1 protein-coding gene is annotated in these 1,036 nt (G+C 40.3%); it reads left to right on the top strand.

What is annotated here, in order from left to right:
* On the top strand, positions 1 to 946 hold a 946-nt coding region (locus ACXYMX_RS17065), incomplete at its 5' end, for a transposase (RefSeq protein WP_459045433.1).
* Between the last annotated feature and the right edge of the window lie 90 nt (positions 947 to 1,036).

Raw genomic sequence — 1,036 nt, 5'->3', positions numbered from 1 at the left:
CGCCTTCGACGCGAGTCATTTCGAAGCGCGAGACCGTGCTAAGGCATCAGATAAGATTGAAAAGCCAGCCCCTAAAAAGCGTGGACGAAAACCAAAAGCAGAACGTGATCAATGGCTTAAAGACAAGCAAGCCGAAGAAACAGCGCGCCCAATATACGAAAAAGAGATTATTCACCAGCTATCCGAATCCGCGGAAACCTTGTATAAGGAAGCGCCAATTCACCCCAAATGGGGTATCAAGAAAAACAGCGATGGAAAAAATGTTTTTTGGTTTGGGTATAAAGCTCATTTAGCAGTCAGCACAAAAAGTCAATATATTCTTGCGGGTTTGATGACGTCTGGCAACCTAAACGACGGAAAAGCTGCCATTCCATTACTCAAGAAAATCGAACGAGATTTACCTGCACAATTTAAAGCTGGACTTTTCGATGCCGGTTATGACTATGAACCGGTTTACCAACAATTAAGCAACCAGGACCTGCAAGCCGTCATTCCGTATAATCGGCGAAACGAAGGCGAAATCATCGGTTATGACGAGCACTTCGCACCAACATGTGTCTTAGAGCATTCTTATCGTTACGACAGCTTTGATTCGAAATACAAATCACTCAAATATTCACGCCCTAAAGAATGTGAAACCTGTCCATTAAAACATGATTCACTTTGTCAAAAGACCTTTAAAATTAGACAAGCAACGGATATGCGGAAGTATACTTTCCCGGCAAGAGGTTCAAAAGTATGGGATGAACTATACAAAGAACGTACCGCCGTCGAGCGGGTGAATGCGTATTTGAAAGAGTTTTTCGGACTCAATAATGTCCGTCATCGAACTGGAAAGAAAGCGAAACTACATTTCCAATTGGTGACGCTTGTTTATAATGCTTCAAAATTAGCAACAGATCGAATCAAATTAGCAATGGAACAACAATCGTTAAATGTAGCTTAATTAAATCGGTTTTCTATTTTTAAAAAGCTTATAAACCATCAAGGAGCTACTTTACGCATTTTTAAAAACGTTAATTATGAAATTGATTCA

The sequence above is a fragment of the Sporosarcina sp. CAU 1771 genome (assembly GCF_054482775.1).
The sequence above is the reverse complement of the archived record's forward strand: the minus strand, read 5'-3'. Positions and strand labels throughout refer to the sequence as shown.